This window comes from Parafrankia irregularis (assembly GCF_001536285.1).
Lineage (GTDB): Bacteria > Actinomycetota > Actinomycetes > Frankiales > Frankiaceae > Parafrankia > Parafrankia irregularis.
This window is the reverse complement of the sequence record NZ_FAOZ01000007.1, coordinates 294,190-315,682: the sequence shown is the minus strand read 5'-3', so window position 1 is coordinate 315,682 and position 21,493 is coordinate 294,190. Positions and strand designations below refer to the sequence as shown.

At 72.3% G+C, this 21,493-nt stretch carries 17 protein-coding genes; 10 read left to right on the top strand and 7 right to left on the bottom strand.

The window, feature by feature from the left end:
• Positions 1-55 precede the first annotated feature (55 nt).
• The gene (locus AWX74_RS14250; protein WP_091276438.1) at positions 56-2,467 is read right to left on the bottom strand and encodes a PAS domain-containing protein; all 2,412 of its coding nucleotides are present in this window, start codon (positions 2,465-2,467) and stop codon (positions 56-58) included.
• A 249-nt stretch (positions 2,468-2,716) separates the two neighbouring features.
• Between AWX74_RS14250 and AWX74_RS14245 the strand changes: the two genes are divergently transcribed.
• Positions 2,717-3,610, top strand: a complete 894-nt coding sequence (locus tag AWX74_RS14245) for an aminotransferase class IV (RefSeq protein WP_091276882.1) — start codon at positions 2,717-2,719, stop codon at positions 3,608-3,610.
• An 83-nt stretch (positions 3,611-3,693) separates the two neighbouring features.
• Positions 3,694-4,974 (top strand): nickel pincer cofactor biosynthesis protein LarC, encoded by a 1,281-nt coding sequence (larC, locus tag AWX74_RS14240; RefSeq protein ID WP_091276435.1) that lies wholly within the window; start codon positions 3,694-3,696, stop codon positions 4,972-4,974.
• A 41-nt stretch (positions 4,975-5,015) separates the two neighbouring features.
• Here the strand turns inward: larC and AWX74_RS14235 are convergent, their stop codons facing one another.
• Positions 5,016-5,237: a hypothetical protein gene (locus tag AWX74_RS14235; protein ID WP_091276432.1), complete on the bottom strand. Its 222-nt coding sequence runs from the start codon at positions 5,235-5,237 to the stop codon at positions 5,016-5,018.
• Positions 5,238-5,628: 391 nt separating this feature from the next.
• Here AWX74_RS14235 and AWX74_RS14230 point away from each other — a divergent pair, with 391 nt between their 5' ends.
• Complete coding sequence (locus AWX74_RS14230) at positions 5,629-7,206, top strand: ABC transporter substrate-binding protein (RefSeq protein ID WP_091276429.1); 1,578 nt, start codon at positions 5,629-5,631, stop codon at positions 7,204-7,206.
• A gap of 72 nt (positions 7,207-7,278) precedes the next feature.
• Here the strand turns inward: AWX74_RS14230 and AWX74_RS14225 are convergent, their stop codons facing one another.
• Positions 7,279-8,271 carry a ParA family protein gene (locus AWX74_RS14225; protein WP_091276427.1) on the bottom strand — a complete coding sequence of 331 codons (993 nt, stop codon included), beginning with the start codon at positions 8,269-8,271 and terminating at the stop codon, positions 7,279-7,281.
• A gap of 338 nt (positions 8,272-8,609) precedes the next feature.
• On the opposite strand from AWX74_RS14225, the gene AWX74_RS14220 reads away from it, so the two are divergent.
• Complete coding sequence (locus tag AWX74_RS14220; RefSeq protein WP_242666226.1) at positions 8,610-9,722, top strand: DUF2637 domain-containing protein; 1,113 nt, start codon at positions 8,610-8,612, stop codon at positions 9,720-9,722.
• Positions 9,723-9,764: 42 nt separating this feature from the next.
• Here the strand turns inward: AWX74_RS14220 and AWX74_RS14215 are convergent, their stop codons facing one another.
• Positions 9,765-11,207: a selenium-binding protein SBP56-related protein gene (locus AWX74_RS14215; protein WP_091276421.1), complete on the bottom strand. Its 1,443-nt coding sequence runs from the start codon at positions 11,205-11,207 to the stop codon at positions 9,765-9,767.
• Between the two features lie 254 nt (positions 11,208-11,461).
• On the opposite strand from AWX74_RS14215, the gene AWX74_RS14210 reads away from it, so the two are divergent.
• The 6 genes from AWX74_RS14210 (at position 11,462) to AWX74_RS42015 (ending at position 17,131) form a co-directional block, all read left to right on the top strand.
• A complete protein-coding gene (locus AWX74_RS14210) occupies positions 11,462-12,898 on the top strand; it encodes an FAD-binding oxidoreductase (RefSeq protein ID WP_091276418.1) in 1,437 nt (478 codons plus the stop codon).
• A gap of 914 nt (positions 12,899-13,812) precedes the next feature.
• Positions 13,813-14,118 (top strand): LLM class flavin-dependent oxidoreductase, encoded by a 306-nt coding sequence (locus tag AWX74_RS14205; RefSeq protein ID WP_226931816.1) that lies wholly within the window; start codon positions 13,813-13,815, stop codon positions 14,116-14,118.
• The gene (locus AWX74_RS41255; protein ID WP_226933201.1) at positions 14,037-14,279 is read left to right on the top strand and encodes an LLM class oxidoreductase; all 243 of its coding nucleotides are present in this window, start codon (positions 14,037-14,039) and stop codon (positions 14,277-14,279) included. Before AWX74_RS14205 ends, AWX74_RS41255 begins: the two co-directional genes overlap by 82 nt.
• A gap of 57 nt (positions 14,280-14,336) precedes the next feature.
• Positions 14,337-15,545: an LLM class flavin-dependent oxidoreductase gene (locus AWX74_RS14200; RefSeq protein ID WP_091276416.1), complete on the top strand. Its 1,209-nt coding sequence runs from the start codon at positions 14,337-14,339 to the stop codon at positions 15,543-15,545.
• 22 nt (positions 15,546-15,567) lie between these two features.
• A complete protein-coding gene (locus tag AWX74_RS14195; RefSeq protein WP_091276411.1) occupies positions 15,568-16,935 on the top strand; it encodes an NtaA/DmoA family FMN-dependent monooxygenase in 1,368 nt (455 codons plus the stop codon).
• A gap of 61 nt (positions 16,936-16,996) precedes the next feature.
• A complete protein-coding gene (locus tag AWX74_RS42015) occupies positions 16,997-17,131 on the top strand; it encodes a hypothetical protein (protein ID WP_278184628.1) in 135 nt (44 codons plus the stop codon).
• A 41-nt stretch (positions 17,132-17,172) separates the two neighbouring features.
• Here the strand turns inward: AWX74_RS42015 and AWX74_RS14190 are convergent, their stop codons facing one another.
• The 3 genes from AWX74_RS14190 to AWX74_RS14180 all read right to left on the bottom strand — a co-directional run bounded on the left by AWX74_RS14190 (position 17,173) and on the right by AWX74_RS14180 (position 21,302).
• Positions 17,173-18,888, bottom strand: a complete 1,716-nt coding sequence (locus AWX74_RS14190) for an ABC transporter permease (RefSeq protein WP_193209674.1) — start codon at positions 18,886-18,888, stop codon at positions 17,173-17,175.
• Entirely contained in the window at positions 18,885-20,003 is a 1,119-nt protein-coding gene (locus AWX74_RS14185; protein ID WP_193209675.1) for an ABC transporter substrate-binding protein, read from the bottom strand. The genes AWX74_RS14190 and AWX74_RS14185 overlap by 4 nt, the downstream gene beginning before the upstream one ends.
• 207 nt (positions 20,004-20,210) lie before the next feature.
• Complete coding sequence (locus tag AWX74_RS14180) at positions 20,211-21,302, bottom strand: isopenicillin N synthase family dioxygenase (protein WP_165615619.1); 1,092 nt, start codon at positions 21,300-21,302, stop codon at positions 20,211-20,213.
• Positions 21,303-21,493 lie beyond the last annotated feature (191 nt).

Below are 21,493 nucleotides of genomic sequence, written 5' to 3'. Positions count from 1 at the left end.
CTCCAGGCGCCGGGAAGGTGGGGGCAGGCCCGGATCCGGGCCTGCCCCCTTCGTCTCAGGCGCCGACCGGCGTCGGCTGAAGCCTGAAGATCGTGCGCCGGATGTCCTCGATGCTCGAATCAAGACCGTTGATGGCCGCGTTGAGCCGCGCGGCCGTCACGTCACCGACGGCTCGGGTGAGCGACTGCAGGTGCAGCCCGATGGCGAAAAGCCGCTGGATGACCAGGTCATGCAGGTCACGGGCGATGCGCTCACGGTCCTCGAACACCGCGAACCGGGCCCGCTCGCGCTGCGCCTCGGCCAGGTGGATCGCCATCGCCGCGTCGTTCGCGAACACCCCCACGAGCTCCGGGTCGTCGGCGGCGAACGGAACGCCGTCCGGAGCGTTGCCCAGCACCAGCGCACCCAGCTGCTCGCCGGCGGCGGTCAGCGGGACGACCAGCGCGTCGCGCAGCCGCGGTCCCGGCGGGATCGGCGGGATCGGCACCGCCACCAGCAGGTCGCCCGCCCCGTCCACCCCACCGCGGACCGAGCCGGCGTCCCGCTCGTTCCCCGGCTCCGCCGACGAATCAGCCAGATCCGACGAATCCGCCGCCGTCTCCGCTGCCGCCGCCGCAGCCGCCTCCGCGAGCGGCGCCAGGGCGATCGGGCCACTCCAGGCATCGGAATCGTCCAGGCCGTCGACGAGGACCGGACGACCGGCGAGGAACTCGGACCGGCTCTCGGCCGCCTCCAGCGCCAGCGCGAGGCTGTGCAGGGTCTCCGGGTCGGAATGCCGATGGCCGGCGGAGTCCACCTCGGTGGCGACCAGGTTGCCGGCCTCGTCGGGCAGCGCGACCGCACCGACGTCCGCGGAGGTGACCGCCCGCGCCAGCGACGCCAGCAACATGCGCGCCTGCTGCGACTGGCCGGCCACCATGGCACCGGCGGTGATCTCGGCGCTGGCCGCGAGCCACGCCCGGCCCCGCTGGGCCGCCTCGTACCGCGCCCGGGCGCGGCGCTCGGACCGTTCCCGGTCGATGGCCGCGCCGAGGGTGTTCGCGACGGCCTGGACGAAGCGCGCCTCGTCGCCGGTGAACCGGCGCGGCAGCAGGCTGGCCACGGCGAGCACCCCGTACGGGGAACCGGCGCTGCCCACCCGGGACGCCAGCGCGGCCTGCGCGCCGCCCGCGTCCGACCAGCCGCTGCGCAGGTGCGGGCAGGCGTCCAGGTTGTTCGCCACCACCGGCTCGTCGACGTCGAACGCGAGATGGACCAGCGACCGCGCCTCGATCGCGAGCGGCCCGGTGAGATAGATCGGGCCGACACCGAGCGCCGTGGGTGCCGTCGGCGCCGCCGGGTCGGTCAGCGCCGCGGTGGCCGCCGCCGGGTCCGTCAGGAGCACCCCTGGAGCGGTGGGCGCCGCGTCCCGCCGGCCGGCAGGATCCCGGTCCCGCCCCGGTCCGGGCCCGCCGTCCACCTCATGGTCCAGCTCACGGCCGTCCACGTCCCGCTGGATCACCTCGCAGACGGCCACCTCGAGTGCCCCGGCGACCAGCTCGACCGCCTCCGCCAGCAGGGTCGGCAGGTCGACGCCGGCCAGTGCCCGCTGGCCGAGCCGGGCGAGCCCGGCCTGCTGCCGCTCGGCGCGGCGCAGGTCGGTGATGTCGGACAGCACCAGCGCCGCCAGCTCCTCGCCGCTCTGCTGGAACGGAATGACGGTCGCCCGCACGGAGCGCGCCGACCCGCCCTCGACGTCGAGCTCCAGATCCCCGAGCTGGCTGCGGCCCGTCCGCAGCGCGACCGGGACCAGGCCCCATTCACCGCCGAGGGAGCGCGAGCGCCAGTCGGCCGGCCGGACCCGCTCGACGAGCCGATCCAGCGGCTCACCGACCCGCAGCGCGGCGCCGACCATCCGGTCGACGGCGCTCGAGGAGCGGCGCACCCGCAGCTCACGGTCGTAGACGGCGACACCGGTCGGCAGGTCCTCGAAGGCGCTCCCGGTGCCGACCGACTCCAGCAGGGTGGCCTCCTCGCCGACGACCTGGGCGTGCGAGCGCGACCCGGAGACGTCGACGATCGTCCCCGAGTTGCCGACGACCTCCCCGGCGGGCCCGCGCAGCACGCTCGCGCGGATCTGGACCCGCAGGTAGCCACCGTGGCGGGTTCGGCAGCGCGCCTCGTGCACACACTGGTCCGTGCCGGCCCGCGCCACGTCGGCGAACACCGTCGCCGCGTACTCCACCTCGTCGGGGTGGACGTAGTCGAGGAGGCGGGCGCCGAGGCTCGGGCCGACCTCGTAGCCGGTCAGCGTCGTCCAGGCCCGGTTCAGGTAGGTCCAGCGTCCGTCCGCGTCGGTCCGGAACACGACCTCGCTCAGGGTGTCCAGCAGGCTGACCGCGGAGGTCTCCGCGGTCGCCGCCCGGCCCAGCCCGCCGCGCGACCAGGGCCGGCCCGCCGCCTCAACGTGCCTCGTCTCGGACGTCACCGAAGACCCCCATTCGTTCACGGCCCGCAGTCGTCGCCCGCGCCCGGCCAGGGTGACGGGAGATCTTCGTCGCGACGACACCGTACGCGCTACCGGAATTCGCCGCTGGCGGAACAACATCCTCCCCCGCGAACATCACGTGCCCTCCGGCGGGGGCGGACGAATCGGGCCTTCACCTGTGTCGGCCCGGCCGGACCGGCCGCCCGGAAACGGTCACGATGACGCCGATGCGGCACTACGGTGGACGCCGTGGAGACGCCGTCGCCGCACGTCGAGGTCGACGCCCGCCCGGCCGGCCCGGCCGATCTGCGCCGGCTGGCGCTGACCAACGACGGGCATGTCACGACCATGCAGGTCCGGGCCGGCCGGGTCCGCGGGCTCGAGCTGCACCTGCGCCGTCTGGACCAGGCGAACCAGGAGCTCTACGGAACCGGCCTGGACCCGGACCTGCTGCGCGACCGGATCCGACACGCCCTCGCCACGGCACCGACGCCGACGCCGGCAACACCGGCGACCGCCGCGGCTGCGACCGCGACCGCGACCGCGACGCAGGGTCCGGAGCGCCGCGGTGACGCGACCGTACGGGTGGTGGTCTTTCCGGGCGCGAACGGGGCGGTCCATGTCCTGGTCTCCGTCGGCGCACCGGCGGAGCCGGCCGTCACCCCGCTGCGGCTGAGCTCGCTGTGCTCCCCGCGGCCGTTCCCGCATCTCAAGCATGTCGGGACCTTCGGGCAGCTGCACAGCGCCCGGCTCGCCCGCCGCCGCGGGTTCGACGACGCGCTGCTCGTCACCGCGGACGGGCTGGTGTGCGAGACCACCGTCGCCAACATCGGCTTCCTGACGACCGGCGACGGGACCGGGGACGCGGCTGGCGGGACCGTTGCCGGGCCGGCCACGGTGATCTGGCCGCAGGCCCCGATGCTGACCGGCGTCACGATGACGCTGCTCGACAAGCGGCTGCCGGGCTCCCGGCGGGAACCGGTGCCGCTGGCGGGCCTCGGCCGGTTCCAGGCCGCCTTCGTGGTGAACGGGCGCGGCCTCGCGCCGGTGGGGCGGATCGACACGACGACGTTCCCGGCCGCGCCGGCGGCCGTCGCCGCCCTGGCCCAGGTGTACGCCGCGGTGCCCTGGGACGACATCTGACCGACGCCGGAGCCGGACCCGACCGGGACCTGCTCGGGTGGGTGGATCGCCGGCCGCCGGCCGCGGCCGGCGATGATGGGGCCATGGCGGGCGAGACGATCTCTGCGGACAATGTCGGCTGGCTCGACGTGACCGGCGGCATCAGCGGGGACATGCTCCTCGGCGCCTGCGTGGACGCCGGGGCACCCCTGGACGTCCTGCGCGCCGCCGTGGCCGCGCTCGGCCTGGCCGACGACGTGGAGCTGGCGGCGCGGACCGTCACCCGCCGCGGGCTGCGGGCGACCCAGGTGCTGGTGCGCTGCGCGCCGAACCAGCCGGCCCGGGGGCTACGCGACATTCTGGGGCTGCTGGAGTCGTCCACGCTCGCCCCGGTGGTTCGCGGGCGTGCCGCGGACGTGTTCCGCACCCTGGGTGCCGCCGAGGCGGCGGTGCACGGCCGCCCGATCGAGCAGGTCCACTTCCACGAGGTCGGTGCGCTCGACAGCATCGCCGACGTCGTCTGCGCCATCGTCGGGCTGCACGCGCTGGGCGTCGGGCGGCTGGTGTGCAGCCCGATCTCGCTGGGAGGCGGGCGGGTCCATGCCGCGCACGGGGCGATCCCGCTGCCGGGGCCGGCTGTGCTGGAGCTGCTGCGGGCGAGCGGGGCGCCCGCGGCGGGCGGCCCGGTCGACGTGGAGCTCGCGACACCGACCGGCGTCGCGCTCGCCGTCACCCTCGCGGAGAGCTTCGGCGCCATGCCACTGATGCGCACGACCGCGGTCGGGCTCGGCGCGGGCGGGCGGGACCTCACCGAGCACCCGAACGTGACCCGTCTCGTCGTCGGTCAGGAGAACCTGGCCGGCGCGGCGGTGGCACACGGTGCCCGGCACGGCGAGAACGTCGTGCTGGAGGCGAACGTCGACGATCTGGATCCACGGCTGTGGCCGTCGACTCTGGCGGCGCTGCTCGCGGGTGGCGCGCTCGACGCCTGGCTCACGCCGATCCTGATGAAGAAGGGCCGGCCGGCGCACACCGTCTGCGCGCTGTGCGCCCCCGCCGACACCGACCGTGTGCGCGACGTGCTGTTCCGCCACACGTCATCGATCGGGGTCCGTGAGTACGTCGTCACGAAGACGGCGCTGGCCCGCCGGGAGCTGCGGGTGCCCGTCGCCGGTGGGCAGGTCCGGGTGAAGGTCGCCTCGTCGCGCGGCGAGGTCGTCAACGCCTCCGTCGAGCATGAGGACGTGCTCGCGGTCGCCGCCGCCCGGGGGCTGGCGCCGAAGATCGTGCTGGAGCTGGCGCGGGCCGCGGCGGCGGAGCACCTGGGCACACCGGCGGCCCCGGGCACACCGGCAGCGCGGCCGGACCAGCCTGAGCACACCTGAGGCCGCGCGCGCCGGAGGCGGGCTGGGCGCAGCCTGAGCCGTCAGAGGTGTGACATGCCCTCGAACGGACTCGCGATGCGTTTCTGGCTTGACCCGAAATCCACCAGGACGGCATGGGGGCCCTCGACCCGGGTGACCCGGCCAAGCCCGAAGGCGTCGTGGACGACCCGGTCGCCCTCGGCGAACTCGGGGGTAGGCACGATGACGGGCGCCTTGAAGGGGCTGGTCGGCAGGTGACGTCTGGGAACCGATGACTGGCTCATCGCCGTCAGTATGCAACGTGGTGGCTCCGGGCCCACGCAGGGGGCCCACCGTGGCGCCTGCGGCCGCGACGGTGCCGACTCGTCCGGTGGCTGCGCGCCGACCGCGCACCGGCCCGGTAATCGGGCGAAAACGCCAGCTCGGAGTTACGCAAACCGTCAACAACGCTGCGAGAAGCTCGCTATCTTCTCGTGAAAGATAGCTGTCTCACTGAGCGAGAACGCGCCTACCGGCGCCGCTACGGCGGGCCGGCCGACGCCTGAACGTCGACCGACGGCTGCGGGAACTCGACCAGATGGCAGCGCGCCGGTCCGGGCGCCCGCCAGCGCCAGCTCGGACGCAGGCGCACGCCCGGACCCGCGGGCTGCCGCGACACCGACGAGGGGACGACTCATGGCTCGGCGAGCACGATTACTGACCACCGCCATCGCCTGTTGCGCGGCACTCACCCTGGGTGCCGCCTGTGGCGGTGGCGACGACACAGGCGCGGGTCCGACGGCAGGCGGTCCCACCGGTGCGCCGGTGCAGGGCGGCACGGCGCAGGTCCTGCAGATCCGGGAGCCGAGCTCGATGGACCCGGTGACCATGACGAACGCCTGGCAGATCAGCGGGTTCGTCGGCAACGCCCTGTACGGCACCCTGATGGTCAACGACGAGAAGACCGACGAGCTCAGCTACACGATGGCCGAGTCGTTCGACACGACCGACAAGGGTGCCACGTTCACCCTGAAGCTGCGGCCCGGCCTGCTCTTCTCCGACGGCACCCCGCTCGACGCCGAGGCCGTCAAGGTCAACTGGGATCGCCACCGCGACCCGGCCAACGCCTCGCCGTACCTGTCCGAGGCCTCCCTGGTCGCCGCCACCGAGGTCGTGGACGCCACCACCCTCACGGTGAGGATGAAGGCGCCGACGCCGAGCTTCCCGCGGGCGATGCTCACGACGTCCATGAACTGGATCGCCTCGCCGGCGGCGCTGGCGAAGGGCAGGGAATCCTTCGACAGGAACCCCGTCGGGGCCGGTCCGTACACGCTGAGGAGCTGGACCCGCCAGGACCGCATCGAGCTCACCCGCAACACCCGCTACCACGACGCACCGCGGCCCTACCTCGACACCATCACCGTCCGCACCTCGAACGACGCGAGCCAGCGCTACAACACCCTCGTCAGCGGCGGGGCCGACGTGGTCATCGAGACGAACGCGGACAGCCTCGACAAGGCCGCCGACGCGGGCTACACCACCGATGTCACCCCGCTCAACGGCGGGCTGTTCCTGGCGATGAACATGCGCCGGGCGCCGTTCGACGACCTGCGCGCCCGGCAGGCGATCGCCGCCGCGATCGACATGGAAACCCTCAACCTCGCCGTCTACAACGGCGCCGGGAAGACCGTCGACACCCTCTTCTCCGACTCCTCCCCCCTCTACGTCGACGAGCCGTTGCGCAGGACGGACAAGGCGACCGCGCAGCGGCTGTTCGACGAGCTGGCCGCCGAGGGCAGGCCGGTTGAGTTCACCTTCACCGCCTACACCACGTCCGAGATGAAGGACACCGCGGAGAACATCCAGGCGCAGCTCAGCGCCTACAAGAACGTCAAGGTCGACATCCGCGTGGTCGACTTCCCGGAGGCCACCAAGATGGGCATGGCCGGCGACTTCGACATGCTCGTGTGGTCCTCGAGCTTCGTCGACCCGGACCCGCGGGTGTGGACCGCGTTCCGCAGCGACTCCCGCGGCAACTTCCCCGGCGTCGACGACCCGCAGCTCGACGAGGCGCTCGCGACCGGCCGCACCGCCACCGACACGGCCACCCGCAAGGCCGCCTACGAGACGTTCCAGCAGCGGCTGACCGCGCTCGTGCCGGGTGTGTTCACCGTCCGCGCGAACCCGGGCCTGATGGCGGCCAAGGACGTCGGCGGCGTCACCCAGTACGGACTCGGCTCGCTGCTGCCCGACCAGCTGTGGATCAGGAAGTAACCGAGGTAGCCGCCCCACCCGACCACGCCACGGCCGGTGGGACGCGCACGCGTCCCACCGCGCCGGGTCCGGTCACCGCTTCCAGTCGGACGTGACGGGCACGGCGTCGTCGCACACCCGGGCGGCGCCGCGGCCGGCCGCACCCATCCGCAGCAGGAACTCCTCGACCAGGTCGAGCAGCTCGCGGGCCAGCTCCGGGGTGAGATCCGGGGAGAGCACCGCCGGCAGCGGGGTGCCCGCCACACCGGCGAACCCACGGTTGTTCACCCGCAGCATCGACGAGAAGATCGGGATCCCCAGCCCCTCGGCCCGCTCGATGTGCGGGCGCAGGAAGCTCGTCGGTGAGCCCCGGTAGTACTGCACCATCGTCAGGACGACGCCCAGCAGCCGCGGCTCGAGCGGCTTCACCGCCTGGTGGATGCCGGACTGCAGCTCCGCGACCCGGTTGTACTCCCAGACGAAGCGCCCCAGCCGCGCCATCAGGTGCTCGACGCCCACCGTCGACTGGTTGTCCGGCCGTGACGGGATGAGCAGGTAGTCGCAGGCGGCCACCGCGGCCCGGGTGATGACCCCGAAATGCGACGGGCAGTCGATGAGGACGAGGTCGTAGTCCGTCGGGGAAAGCGCGGCGAGCCCTGCCGCGAGCTGCTGGTACACCTCGAAGTAGTAGCGGGTGGACCGGTGCGCCTGCGCCCCGCCGAGATGGCCGACGAGCGCCATCTCGATGTCGCCGAGCGCGAGATGGGAGGCGAGCAGGTCCAGGGTGCCCCCGCCCTCGGCCACCACCGCCTGGGCGACGGGGGGGCTCGTGACGTACCCGGCCAGCGGTGGCGGCGGTGTGCCCGGCCGCCAGGACTCGAACCAGGCCTTCACCGTCCTGCGCTGGTCGGCGAGATCCCGGCGCCACTGGTCGGCGCCGTAGAAGTTGAAGGTCAGGTTCGTCTGCGGGTCCAGGTCGACGAGCAGGACGCGCCGGCCGAGGCGCGCTATGGCCGCTCCGAGGTTCGCGGTCAACGTGGTCTTGCCGACACCGCCCTTGTAGCTGGCGATCGTCACGACCTTCACGGCATCCTCGCTCCCCGGTCGCGCGCCGGCCTCGCGGAGGACGGGCACCCTACGCCCTCCGGACATCCCGTGCACCCTTATGCCCCGTAGACAAGAAGACTACGGCCGAATCAGGATTCATCCCGTATTTGGGCACTGGACGCTCTTCGCGTCGCGCGCCACTCCCCCCGCCGCACCCTCGCAACACCGCCGCAACAACCCCGGGCGGCCGCGGCTGGCACCAGAGTGTGGAGCGAACGGACCCGGATTTCGCAAAATCCACACTTCATGCCATGGTTTGCCGCAAGTTGTTCCCGGCACGGACGATCCAGACCGCCGGGACTGGGCCCGGAGACTGGGTGAGCGGTGTGGTGGACGAACAGGCGACGACGGGACCTCCGCGGGCGGGCGCGCGGTCCGAACGGGCGATCCGGATCACGACGGTCATCGCGGTGGCCACGGTCGCCACGGTCGCGGCCTTCGTCTCGTACCGGCACATGCGCGGTGTCGCCCTGCAGTACGGCGAGGACCCCATGACGGCGACCGTCCTGCCGTTCAGCGTGGACGGCCTGATCGTGGCGGCGTCCATGGCCATGCTCGGTGACCGGCGCGCGGGGCGGCGCCGGTCCTGGCTGTCGGGAGGCCTGCTGGCCGCCGGAGCCTGTGCCTCCCTGGCCGCGAACGTGCTGCACGCGGACCCCACCATCAGCGCCCGCGTCATCGCCGGCTGGCCGCCGCTGGCTTTGCTCGGCTCGTACGAGCTGCTCATGCGCCAGATCCATCCCGACCGGCGGCTCGCGACCCCGCCTGCCCAGACACCGGCGGACCCGACAGCGACGCCCGCCCTCTCCGCGGCACCAGCCGAGGCCACGGGCCCGCAACCCGCGCAACCGCCGACACCGGGACCGGCGCCGGCGTCGCCACCGACGCCGGCTCCGGGGGCGACGCCGGCCTCGCCACCGGCGACCGCGACAGCAGACGCCGGGACGTCGAACTCGTCCGCCAGCCCGGACGGTCCGGACAGCCCGGCGGCGGGCGGCCAGCCCACCGCGGCCGGCCTGTCCCCCGGCCCCGGCCAGCTCAGGTCCGCGGCGGCCGCCGTACGCCAGCCAGCACCCGGCAGGCTCGGCACCCGGACCGGACCAGCGCCACTGACCGGCCTCGACGCGACGGACCCGTCGGTGAAGCGCGCGGCGATCATCCGTGCCCTCGACGAGTCCGGCGGTTCGGCCACGGCCGCCGTGGCCCTGCTCGCGCGGTGGGGCGTCACCGTCAGCAAGAGCTGGGTCTACCAGGTCCGCAAGGAGACCCGCTACGCCGGCCTGGCCACCGGCCCGCTGCCCGTCGCCGTCCCCACGCCCCGCGCCGCGGACCCGGGCACCAGCACCGGTGCCAATGCCGGTGCCGGATCGTCAGGACGGCGCCGCGGCATGGCCACCCCCGGCCCCTCCCTGACGCTACCGATCCGCTGACAGCACAGCTCACCCGACACCGCGTCCGGGGAGGGCACCGCGTCAGGCGAAGCAGTAGGAGTCGGACGAGGCGTCGCCGGCCTCCAGCCGGATCTGGTGCACGCGTCGGCCGCGGAAGTCGGCGCCGTGGGGGAAGAAGCGGACGTCCGGGCTGATCCCGCCCGCGTCCACGTCCGCATCAAGGCGCGCCATCCACGCGCCGACGCCGTCCGGGTAGAACTGGTCGTCCCACGCCGAGTACAGCGAGTTCGTCAGGTAGACCCGACGTCCGTCCCGGCTGATCTCGACCATCTGCGGCCCGCCTGCGAGCGGCTCGTCCGGGGCGGCCGGATGAGGGGTGCGGCGCGTGATCCCACCGAGGCGCACCGACCCGACCTCCCGCGGTGAGAACGGGTCCCGGACGTCGAACTGCTTGAGCTCTCCGGTCCCCCAGCAGGACACGTAGAGCCATCGATCGTCGACGGACAGGTCGATGTCGGTCACCAGGGCGGGGACCGCGCCGAACGGACGAATGACCGGTGGCAGATCAGCCGGGTCCGCGGGTTCGGGCGGAATCGTGATGACCTTCCGCGCGGCCCATCCGTCACCGTCGCGGTACCACAGCCACACGGACGCGGAAAGATCCGTGACGTTGGTGACGACGCCGGCGAAGCCGTGGGAGGCGCGCGGATCGTGGGCCGGGCGCACCTCCAGCACCATCTGGTTGTCGTGCCCCAGATCGACGGTCTGCAGGTGCTTACCGCTGCCGAGGTCCCAGAAGTGCAGAGCGTGGCCGTACTTCCGGCCGAGCAGGAGCTCGGCGTTGACCCCGTCCTCGATCATTGACGGCGTGCCCCACTCGGAGGTGACCGCCACTCCCTGCGCGAGATGCCACCACAGGTCGTACGCCAGGTACTGCGGGCCGCGGTCCTGCTCCCAGGGGCCGACCACCTCGAACGTGTCATGGTCGAGCAGCGCCACCCCGCCGGGCCCGTCGGCGCCGTCCGCCCCGCCCAGCGCCGACACGTACAGACCATGCGGCCCGCAGTGGACGGTGTGCGGCCGGGAGTAGCCGGCCCTGGCGGCGAGTTCGGCCGCCTCGATCGTGTGCACCAGGCGCGGGCTGGATGGATCCGGCCGGGTGTCCAGTATGTGGATCCGGGAGGACCGCAGCCCCGGGACGACGAGATAACGTCGCTCGAGGCCGCCGGTATGGCCGTGGTTGCCGGTATGGCCGTGGTTGTCGGTATGGCCGTGGTTGTCATGGCAGAGCGCGCTGCTGCACGCGTTCCAGCCGAAGTGGTGCAACTCGTCGCGGAGCCCCGGCAGGTCCGTCCAACCGACGATCTGGCCACAGGACGACGAGGTGGAGTCAACGTCGACCACGGTCATTGCATCCGATATGGCTCCTTTCGGATCGAATGCTGCGACATAGGCCAGATGTTCCGGCGGGGCCGCCACGGCATCGCCCGGCGAGCGGTAGAAGGTCGGATCCGGGTTGCTCACAGCCACTCCTCGGTCAGGACAACGGGGCGGTCCAGCTCGTCAGGTCGTTCGATCACGTCCGTCCGCGGTTCGAGATCGGCCCATCCAGCTACCTCCTTGCCCCGTCTGAAACACCGAAACCGGTGACTGGACCTGATGTCCCCGGCACCGGCACGCTTTGCGGCCATCCGGTCGTGGCGCGAGTCTGGAGAGGTGAGTGACGCAGACCGGTGCTTACCGGTGAGCACCGGTGAGCACGAGGGGAGGGACGCGCCATGTCGGCACAGGTGCTTACGCTGGAAGGCGAGCGGCAGACGCTTTCGGACGAGACAGTCGAGGAGATCCGCGCGATCTTCCGCGGGGAGGTCCTGACCGCGGACGACGCCGGATACGACGACGTGCGGGTCATCCAGAACGCCATGCTCGACCGCAGACCAGGCCTGATCATCCGGTGCACCGGGGCCGCTGACGTCGTCGACGCCGTCCGTCTCGCCGCAACGCGAAACCTGCTCGTCGCCGTCCGCGGCGGCGGCCACAGCATCGCCGGTACCTCCACGGCCGACGACAGCCTGATGATCGACCTGTCGGCGATGCGGGGTGTCTGGGTCGACCCGCAGCAGCGGCGGGTGCGGGTGGCTGGTGGTGCCACCTGGGGCGATGTCGACCGTGAGACGCAGCTGCACAGGCTCGCGGTACCCGGTGGGGTCGTGTCGACCACGGGTGTGGCGGGCCTGACGCTCGGGGGCGGAATCGGCTGGTTGCACCGCAGGTACGGGCTGGCCTGCGATGCGCTGCGTGCGGCCGAGGTCGTGACGGCCAGCGGCGACGTCGTGCGGTGCAGCGCCTCCGAGCACGAGGACCTGTTCTGGGCGCTGCGCGGCGGGGGCGGCAACTTCGGCGTGGTGGTGTCCTTCGAGTTCGAGGCCTATCCGCTCGGCCCGGTCGTCTGGAACGGCATGGTCGCCTACCCGATCGAAGATGCCGCCGAGATGCTCCCCCGCTGGCGGGACTGGACGTCCACCGTCCCCGACGAGGTCACCAGCCGTGCCATGCTGTGGTCACTGCCGGCGGTGCCTGCGCTTCCGCCCGCCGTACACAACCGCGACGTGTTCATCGTGGCCGCCGTGTACGCGGGCGATCCGGACGAGGGCCAGCGGGCGTGTCGGGCGCTCGCCGAGTTCGGCTCGCCGCTCGCCGACATGAGCCAGGCCCTGCCCTACCGGGCAGCGCAGTCCTCCCTCGACGCCTTCTTCCCGAAGGGCGGGTTGCAGAGCTACTGGAAGTCCGTCTACCTGGACCGCCTCGACGAGGACGCGACCGCGTTCGTGGCCCGCGTCGGCCAGAACCGTCCGCATCCGATGACCATGGTCCACGCGCCTCTCCTGGGAGGCGCCATGGCGCGGGTCGGGCCGACGGAAACCGCGTTCGGCGACCGCAGCGCCCGGTACATGCTGAGCCTCGACGGAAACTGGCTGGACCCGGCCGACGACGGCGCGAACATCCGTTGGGTGCGCGACGCCTACGACGATGCCGTCAGGCTTCGGGCCGCGTCGGGCACCTACCTCAACTTCGGCGGTGACGCCGACCTCGACGACGCCGCCCGGGCACGGGCCTGGGGAAGCAACGTCGAGCGACTTCGACAGGTCAAGCGCCGTTACGACCCGGAGAACCGCTTCCGGCTCAACCCCAACATCCCCCCTGCCGAGAACTGAGGCGACACCTTGCGTTCCCGTTCCCAGCCCGTCGGCCGGGCGGCGGGCCCGGGAGCCGCGTCCTCCCTTCCACTGAGCGTGCGTGGCGCGCTGGACGATGATGTACCCCGGATCCGCATCGCACCCTGATCCGGGGCTGCGGCGCTTCAGTTGATCCCGTCGAGTTCCTCGATCGGCCGCCGTGCAGGAGACGGGACTGCCCGATCGGCTGGCCGTGCCCACGGACGCCGATCCCGCGCTCCCACCGGTTGAGGATGCGGGCCCCAGGTGTTACTCGCGCGTGAATCGGAAAACTCGCTTATCCGGTAGAGATTGACGGAATAGAGTTCCGTCCCTAGTGTTTCACCTGTACCAGGTGCCGGTGCCTGGCAGGCACTTTGACCCGCTCATCGTCTTCAGGTGGGCGACTGGGCAGGGATCCGGAAATTGTGCGTCGGTCATGCGTCGGCAGGCGGCAAAGGGAGAGGCACGGTGGATACCCAACGAGCTGTCGACGTCGCGTCCCCGCCCCTTCTGGTGACGCGCCGGCACATCGATCAAGGCCGTGTCAGCAGCGCCCTCTGTCCCTGGTGACCAGATGTCCCTCACGGTCAGCCGTGAAGACTCCCGGCGGCCGGGGAGCTGACTTCAAGCGACTTTGACCTGTCGGCCCGCCGCCCTGGCGGCCGGTCCTCCGGTCTTCCGCCGGCGAGCCTTTCCCATGGTGACACCGTGTTTTCTTTCGCGGTGCCCACGTGCGTGCCGTAAAGCACATCTCAGCGGATAGCGCGCGCTTACCCCGGCCGCACCCCGGCTCGGGCCGTTTCCCATCCATGGACGCTTTGGGTGAGTGCAGACCGTGAGTGAAGGAGCGGACGCGTCGTCGGCTCGCCCTGCTGGCGTGCCCTCTGAAGCTGTCGACCGAAAGGCTCTCCATGTCGGACGTCCCGCTTTCCGTGCTTGATCTCGTTCCTGTCAGCGCCGGAGCGACGCATGCGGCGGCGTTGCGCAACGCGGTGGACCTGGCCCGTCAGACCGAGGCTTTCGGTTATCAGCGTTACTGGTTCGCCGAGCATCACCTCGCCGGCGGCGTGATCGGTTCGTCGACCGCGGTCGCGATCGCCTTGGTGGGCGGCGCGACAACAACACGGGTGCCGGGGTGGTCCCCTTTCCCCCGCCGGAGGAGGCCCTCGCGCGGATCTGGACCGACGAGGAGCGGGCGCTGGTCGCCGACCGGGTGAGCACCCAGCTGGTCGGCTCGCCGCGGACGGTGGCTGACCGCCTGGAGCAGCTGCGGGACGCGACCGGCGCGGACGAACTCGCCATCACGACGATCACCCACCAGCACGCGGACCGGGTGCGGTCCTACCAGCTGCTCGCCGAGGAATGGCACCACCGCTGATCAGCACGTGACAGCACAGGCACGTGACGGGACGAAGACGAACAGGAGAGGGCCTCGATGGTGGATTCGGCGCGGACGCCGTTGCGTCTCGCGGTGGCGCTGGACGGCGCTGGATGGCATCCGGCGGCGTGGCGCGAGCCGGACGCGCGGCCAGCGGAGCTGTTCACGGCGGGCTACTGGCTGGACCAGGTCGTCGAGGCCGAGCGCGGCCTGCTGGACTTCGTGACGATCGAGGACTCCCTCGGGCTGCAGTCGTCCGACTTCGGCGGGCCGGACGGGCGGACCGACCAGGTACGCGGGCGGCTGGACGCGGTGCTGATCGCGTCGCGGGTGGCTCCGCTCACGAGCCGCATCGGGCTGGTGCCGACGGCGACCGTCACCCACACCGAGCCGTTCCACATCTCCAAGGCGATCGCGACCCTCGACTTCACCAGCGGTGGCCGGGCCGGGTGGCGGGCGCAGACATCCCGGCCGGCGGAGAACACGCACTTCGGCCGGCGGCCGGCCCTCGCCTTCGGCGTCGCCGACCTCGACCGGCCCGAGGTTCTGGCGGCGATCACCGAGGGGTTCGACGAGGCGGCCGACTTCGTCGAGGTCGTGCGCCGGCTGTGGGACAGCTGGGAGGACGACGCCGAGATCCGCGACGTCGCCACCGGCAGGTTCATCGACCGGGAGAAGCTGCATCACATCGATTTCGAGGGCCGCTGGTTCTCGGTGCGCGGGCCGTCGATCGTGCCGCGGCCGCCGCAGGGCCAGCCGGTGGTGTCGGTGCTCGCGCACGGGACCATCCCGTACCGGCTCGGAGCGCGTGGCGCCGACGTCATCTACGTGACCCCGCGAACCGCGGATGGGGCCGCGGCGATCGTCGCCGAGGTCCGCGCCGAGCAGGAAGCGGCCGGCAGGGCGGCAGAAACCGTGCACATCTTCGGCGATCTGGTGGTGTTCCTCGACGAGACCGCCGCGGCGGCGACCGCCCGCAGGCAGCGCCTGGACGCGGCCGCCGGGGAGGAGTACGGCAGCGACGCGCTGGTCTTCACCGGTACGTCCGCCGATCTCGCGGATCTGCTGGAGGACTGGCAGCGTGCCGGCCTTTCCGGCTACCGGCTGCGGCCCGGCACCGTCCCGCACGACCTCGAGGCCATCACCCGCGCCCTGGTCCCCGAGCTCCAGCGCCGCGGCCTGTTCCGCACCGCCTACGAGGCGGGCACCCTGCGCGGGCTGCTCGGCCTTGCCCGGCCCGCCGACCGCTACGCGGCAGCCCACTGACCACGCGACTCGAGGTATCAGCATGAGCAACGCGCGTAAGCAGATCATCCTTGGCGCCTACGTCGGAGGCGTCAACCATCACACCGTGTGGTCGGATCCGGCGGCCGGCAGCCAGATCGACTTCTCCACCTTCCGCCATGTGGCGCGGACGGCGGAGCGGGGAAAGTTCGACTTCTTCTTCCTGGCCGAAGGCCTCATCCTGCGCGAGCGGCTGGGAAGGATCTTCGACCAGGACATCATCGGCCGGCCGGACACGCTGCCGGTACTCGCCGCACTGGCAGCGGTCACCGAGCATCTGGGCCTGGTCGGCACCCTCAACGCGACCTTCAACGAGCCCTACGAGCTGGCCCGGCAGATCGCGTCCCTGGACCATCTCTCCGGAGGCCGCGCCGGCTGGAACGTCGTCACCTCCTTCGACGCCTTCACCGGCCAGAACTTCCGGCGCGGCGGCTTCCTGCACCGCGACGACCGGTACGTCCGGGCCGAGGAGTTCGTCGCCGTCACCCGCCGGCTGTGGGACACCTGGGCGCCCGACGCCGTGCTCGCCGATGCCGAGCACGGCCAGTTCGTGCGCACGGGCGACGTGGGTGCGTTCCGCTTCCAGGGCCGGCAGTTCGACCTCTCGGGCCGCTTCAACGTGCCGCGCAGCCCCCAGGGCCGGCCGGTGGTTCTCCAGGCCGGAGTGTCCCCTCAGGGCCGGGACTTCGCCGCGAGCACCGCCGACGCCATCTTCTCGCCCTACCACCATCTGGCCGAGGCGCAGGAGTTCTACCGCGACATCCAGGCCCGGGTGGCCCGCGCCGGCCGCCCGGAGGGCTCGGTGCGGATCCTGCCCAGCGGTTCGTTCGTCCTCGGCGACACCGAGGCCGACGCCGTCGAGAAGGCGCGGGAGATCGCCCGTACCCAGATCACCGGCCGAACGGCGCAGATCCTGTTCGAAGCCGTCTGGAACCGCGACCTGTCCGGCTACGACCCGGACGGCCCGTTGCCGGACGTCGATCCCGACCCGGACGGCCCGCTGGTCATCCAGGGCCGGGCCCGGCTGCACCAGGACCCGTTCGCGACGGTCCGGGAATGGCGGGAGCTCGCCGAGGCGAAGAAGCTGTCCCTGCGCGAGCTCGCCATCCACCTCTTCAGCCGGGTCGAGTTCGTCGGCACCCCGACCCGGGTCGCCGACCAGCTGGACGGGTTCGTGCAGAACGGCGGGTCCGACGGCTTCATCGTCGGCTCCCACCTGACCCCGACCGGCCTGGACGAGTTCGTCGACAGGGTCGTCCCGCTGCTGCAGGAGCGCGGCTCGCTGCGCGCCGACTACTCCGGCACGACCCTGCGCGACAACCTCGGCATCCCCTTGCCGGAGCCTGCCAAGGTCCCGGTTGCCACCGCGTAGCCCGCTCGGCGCCGAGGCGGGGACGCCGTGACGGCCCCGCCAGTCGTGCTTCGAGGACCTCGTGTCCACCTGTCCCGCCCTCCTGGCGGCGCTCCAGGACGCGGGCTGGTCCAGGCGTGACCTCGACGCGCTGGCCTGGGGCAACACGGCCCGTGTTCTCGCCGAGGCCGAGGAGGTCGCAGGGCAGCCGCGTTGATCTCCGCGGCCGCCGGGCCGGCACGGGCACCGGCCGGTGAGTCAGGCGCTGCCGAGGCGGCGGTGACTGAGGCGTTCGAGGCTGGTGACGACCGCGTTGGCGAGGACCATGACGAACGTGGTCAGCACCACGGCGGACCACAGCTGGTCGTACTTGTAGGTCGCCGTCGAGCGGAGCATGAGGAAGCCGATGCCGCGGCCGGTCGCCAGCCACTCGGCGACGAGCGCGCCGATCAGTGCCCGCGGTGCCGAGATCCGGGCCGCGCTGAGCAGCGCGGGCACCGATGTCGGCAGCTGGGCCTTCACCAGGATCGCGAACCGGCCACCGCCGGACGCGCGGATCAGGTCCACCATCGGTCTGGGCGTGCCGCGCACCGCGTCGAGCACGGTCACCAGCGTCGGGAAGAACACGATGATGCCGGCGATGACCACGGTGGCGGTCAGGCCGCTGCCGAACATCGTCAGCATCAGCGGCGTGAACACGGTCAGCGGCACCGACTGCAGCAGGATCGTGGCCGGCATCAGCGCCTGGCTCGCGGCCGGCCACAGTGCCAGCAACGTCACCAGCGCCATCGCGATGGCGGTTCCGGCGACGAAGCCGATCGCCGCCTCCTGCAGGGTGGTCCCCAGCGCGCTGAACAGCTCGGAGCGGTGCTCCCCGGCCTTCGGCGCGCTGACCATGTACTCCCAGACGTCCACGGGAGTCTTGGCGACCAGGTCGGAGAGGTCGAAGACGATGATCAGGCCCCACCACAGGCCGACGACGGCGGCGGCGGAGGTGACCGCGGCGCCGGCGGTGCGGGCCCAGCGCAGCGGCGCCGGCCGGTCGGCGTTGCGCCGGCGCGCGTCGGCGTCCGGGTCCAGCGACGGGGTCAGGTCCACCGTCTCGCCCGCCCACGGGGCGACGAGCCGGCCGACCAGACCGGTCAGGACGTAGCCCGCGCCGGCGATCACGGTCGCGACCAGGGCCAGCGCCCAGGTGAGCGCGAGGTCCATCTGCTGCTGGGTGGTGATGATCGCGTTGCCCAGGCCGCGGTCCGCGCCGAGGTACTCACCGAGGATCGCGCCGAGCATGGCCGCCGGTGCCGCGATGCGCAGGCCGGCGAACAGGCTCGGCAGTGACGCGCGCAGCCGTACCCGCAGGGTCTGGGTGACCGGGCGCCCGCCCGCCGCGTGCACCACGTCGAGCGCGGCGCGCGGAGCGGTGCGGACACCGAGCACGCCGGCCAGCAGCGTGTTGAAGAAGACGCTGAGCGCGGCGATCGCGACCGAGGCGCCGTTGCCGGGCAGCAGCGCCTGCAGCACCGGCCCGATCGCCATCGCCGGCAGGCAGTAGACGACGACCGAGATCCGCAGGATGGGCCGTTCGGTGCGGGGCAGGAACGCCCCGAGGAGCACGAGGGCGACCGCGGCCGCGTTGCCCCACACCCAGCCCTTGAAGGCCCCGGACAGGGTCGCGCTCGCGTTCGCGCGGACCATGGACCAGTTGTCGACGAGCGCGGCCACGACGGCCCGCGGGCCGGGCACGTAGGCGGGCTGCCAGGCACCGACCAGCGCCCACAGCGCGCCGACACCGACGAGCGTCAGCGTCGGCGCGAGCAGCCGGGCCCGGACCGTCCGCCCGACGGTCCCGAGCCACTGGGTCGCCGGCGAGCCGCTGCCGGGGCTGCCGCTGCCCGGGCCGCCGGGGCGAGTGGGGCGGCTGGGGCTGGGGCTGGGGCCAGGGCCGCTGGACGCGGCCGCGCTCGCGACGGTCACGAGGCGGGGACCGCCGGCAGCCCGGAGATCAGCTCGGGGGACTCCTGGTAGATCTCGTCGAGCAGCGACAGGTCGAACAGGTCGGCCGCGTCGATCTCGTACCCGGAGGCGGCCAGCGTCCTGATGTTGGTGTCGATCAGCGCGTCGCTGACCGTAAGCAGGCCGGCGGTCCTGGTGCCCGCGGTCAGGATCAGGCCGTTCTGGACGTCCGCGACCTTGGTGACGACGTCCTTGTTGAGGCCGGCGTCCTTGGCGTAGGTCTGCAGGGTCAGGTCGACGCCGCGGCTCGGCGTGGTCGCCTGGGTGCCCCAGCCGGAGATCTCCGCCTTCAGCGCGGCCTTGAGCTCTTCGCGCCGGTCGGAGATGGAGGAGTCCTGCGCGATGTAGACCTGCGCGACGAGCGGGTAGCCGTTGTCGGCCAGCAGCATCGTGGTCACCTGGTGCCCCTTGGCCGCGAGCGTGATCGGCTCGTTGGTGACGTAGGAGAACCAGCCGTCGACCTCGCCGGTGGTCAGCGGCGTCGGGTCGTACTGGACGGGCACGGCCGTGACGTCACCGGCGTCGATGCCGGCCGCCGCCAGGAACGCCTCCCAGACGGTGGTGTTCACGGCCTGCACGCCGATCTTCCTGCCGACCATGTCGGCCGGCCTGCTGATCGGCGCGGAGGTGAGCGAGGTGATCGCGTAGCTGTTCTTCTGGTAGAGCGCACCCACGATCTTGACCTTGGCGCCGTTGTTGAGCCGGGCGGCCGCGACCTGGTCGGGGGTGGAGGCCACACCGAGGAACGCCTTGCCGGTGCCGACGTCGGTCGGTGACGGGGTCGCCGACGGGCCGCCGGGGATCAGCGTGACGTCACCGAAGCCCTGCTTGCCGTACAGGCCATCGCTCACAGCAATATAGGTCCCCGCGAACGCGACGCCCTGGGTGTAGGAGAGCCGGAAGCTGATGTCGCCGTAGTCCGCCGGGCCGGTGGTCGCGGCCGAGTCGGTCGAGGTGGTGGCGGTGTCGGAGTCGTCATCCGAGCAGGCGCTCAGCACGGTGGGAACTGCCAGGCCAAACGCCGCAAGGCCCACCCCACGGCGGAGGAAGGCGCGGCGGTCGGACAGCGTCGACATGGGTTCTCCTGGGAGAGGTGGTGGGGCGTCCGGGATGGGATCGGCGCCGCGGGACGAGCGGGCGTGGTGTCGACGGATCGGCGCGGACGCGTGTCCCGTCGGCCCTGCACCTACCCAGCTCATTGCATGAAGCAATATTAAGGAGGCCTGTTTCCGGATCGGTCCCCGGTCGTTGCCGGCCGGTTTCCGTCTGTGCGGGCCGCCGGCTCAACGGTTGAGCGCGCCCGTTCGCTCACCGAGCGTGGACGTCGCCGTCGTCGGGCGGTGCAGCCGCGGGGCGGCGAACTTCGCGGCCAGGTGCTCGCCGGCGACCACCGGCGGGTACTTCGGCGGGTCGTCGGCGCCGGTACAGGTGGGCAGGCACTCGACCCGGGCGTCGTAGTTGCCGTCGTGGAAGAACGCGATCGAGCGCCGCCGGGCCACCCTGTCGGCCCGCGGCACGGGCAGCACCACCCGGTGCACGGTGGAGGCCCAGTGGTCGTTGGTCCACTGCGCGAGCAGGTCACCGAGGTTGACCAGGAACGCCCCGGGCCTGGGGATGACCGGGTGCCACCCACCGTCCGGGCCGACGATCTCCAGGCCGGGCACCTGGTCGCCGTAGAGCACGGTCAGGATGCCGTAGTCGGTGTGCGCACCCATCCTGGCCGGCTCACCGGCCGCCGCATCCGCATCCGCATCCGCGGGCGCGGGCGCGTCGCCGGCCGTGACGTTCCCGCCGCGCGGGGCGGTGCGGTAGAGCAGTGCGCGCAGGGTGTCGGTGGAGTGGTCGGTGAACGCGTCGAAGTAGTTCTCGGGCAGGCCGAGCGCCACCGCGAAGATCGCGGTGAGCCGCCGGGCCAGCCCGGAGACGGCGGCGAAGTACGCGGTGAGTGCGGGACGCAGGCCCGGCGGGTCGGTGGGCCACAGGTTCACGGCGAACACCCCGTCGCGTTCCCGCTCGTACACGGGGTCACCGGCGGGCCAGCCCTCCGGGCCGATGTTGAACGCCTCGAAGGTGTCCGGCTCGGCGTTCACACCGAGGCTGTAGGCCAGCGACTCGGCCTTCGGCGGGCTGTACCCGCGGTTGGTCATGACATCCGCGGGGACGTAGCGCATCTTGGTCCGAGCTGGCAACGCCCAGAACGCGTCGAGCTCGCGCAGCGCCGCGTCGATCACCGACGGCTCGACCCCGTGGCCGACGATCTCCAGGAACCCCACTCGGCGGCACCCGTCGTCGATCGCGGACGCGATCTCCCGGCGCCGGCGCGGGTCACCGTCGTGCAGCCCGCCGATGTCCACCGCCGGGACCAGCTCCGTCATGGCATTGCTCCCCTCTGGCCAGTGGATGTCACCGCACCAGCGGGAGCGAATATAAGCCATGCCTATAACATTCGTGAGAATTTCTTGTCACGTCGATCAGATCGGGCCGGGTGCACTACCTACCATCGCCTAGCCGGCCACCAGCGCCGGGCAGCGGATCCCGGAGCACCTGGCACGATCGTGATCACGCC